Here is a 1,354-nt window from a genome sequence, read left to right as displayed (position 1 = left end):
AGTATTAATACTACTGGATAGTGGACGTTACTCGCAGAATAAGCACCGGCTAACTCTGTGCCAGCAGCCGCGGTAATACAGAGGGTGCGAGCGTTAATCGGATTTACTGGGCGTAAAGCGTGCGTAGGCGGCTTTTTAAGTCGGATGTGAAATCCCCGAGCTTAACTTGGGAATTGCATTCGATACTGGGAAGCTAGAGTATGGGAGAGGATGGTAGAATTCCAGGTGTAGCGGTGAAATGCGTAGAGATCTGGAGGAATACCGATGGCGAAGGCAGCCATCTGGCCTAATACTGACGCTGAGGTACGAAAGCATGGGGAGCAAACAGGATTAGATACCCTGGTAGTCCATGCCGTAAACGATGTCTACTAGCCGTTGGGGCCTTTGAGGCTTTAGTGGCGCAGCTAACGCGATAAGTAGACCGCCTGGGGAGTACGGTCGCAAGACTAAAACTCAAATGAATTGACGGGGGCCCGCACAAGCGGTGGAGCATGTGGTTTAATTCGATGCAACGCGAAGAACCTTACCTGGCCTTGACATACTAGAAACTTTCCAGAGATGGATTGGTGCCTTCGGGAATCTAGATACAGGTGCTGCATGGCTGTCGTCAGCTCGTGTCGTGAGATGTTGGGTTAAGTCCCGCAACGAGCGCAACCCTTTTCCTTACTTGCCAGCATTTCGGATGGGAACTTTAAGGATACTGCCAGTGACAAACTGGAGGAAGGCGGGGACGACGTCAAGTCATCATGGCCCTTACGGCCAGGGCTACACACGTGCTACAATGGTCGGTACAAAGGGTTGCTACCTAGCGATAGGATGCTAATCTCAAAAAGCCGATCGTAGTCCGGATTGGAGTCTGCAACTCGACTCCATGAAGTCGGAATCGCTAGTAATCGCGGATCAGAATGCCGCGGTGAATACGTTCCCGGGCCTTGTACACACCGCCCGTCACACCATGGGAGTTTGTTGCACCAGAAGTAGCTAGCCTAACTGCAAAGAGGGCGGTTACCACGGTGTGGCCGATGACTGGGGTGAAGTCGTAACAAGGTAGCCGTAGGGGAACCTGCGGCTGGATCACCTCCTTAACGAAAGATTGGTGACTGGTAAGAATCCACAACAAGTTGTTCTTCGAAGATGTATCTGAGGGTCTGTAGCTCAGTTGGTTAGAGCACACGCTTGATAAGCGTGGGGTCACAAGTTCAAGTCTTGTCAGACCCACCAAATCTGATAGCTGAAGCTGAGATTAAGATATATCGTTCATTATGATTGTAAGCTGGGGACTTAGCTTAGTTGGTAGAGCGCCTGCTTTGCACGCAGGAGGTCAGGAGTTCGACTCTCCTAGTCTCCACCAAAT

1 tRNA gene and 2 rRNA genes (1 of these 3 running past the window's edge) are annotated in these 1,354 nt (G+C 51.0%); all 3 read left to right on the top strand.

Annotation, left to right across the window (positions count from 1 at the left end):
• Nucleotides 1-1,085 (top strand): 16S ribosomal RNA (locus tag EC846_RS02740); the annotation flags it as partial.
• Nucleotides 1,086-1,144: 59 nt separating this feature from the next.
• Nucleotides 1,145-1,221: transfer RNA gene (locus EC846_RS02735), tRNA-Ile, on the top strand.
• Between the two features lie 62 nt (nucleotides 1,222-1,283).
• Nucleotides 1,284-1,354: ribosomal RNA gene (locus tag EC846_RS02725) — 23S ribosomal RNA — on the top strand (it continues 2,817 nt past the right edge of the window).

The sequence above is a fragment of the Acinetobacter sp. BIGb0102 genome, assembly GCF_003815055.1.
In the GTDB taxonomy this organism is placed as follows: Bacteria; Pseudomonadota; Gammaproteobacteria; order Pseudomonadales; family Moraxellaceae; genus Acinetobacter; species Acinetobacter vivianii.
This window is presented reverse-complemented; position numbering and strand designations above follow the sequence as displayed.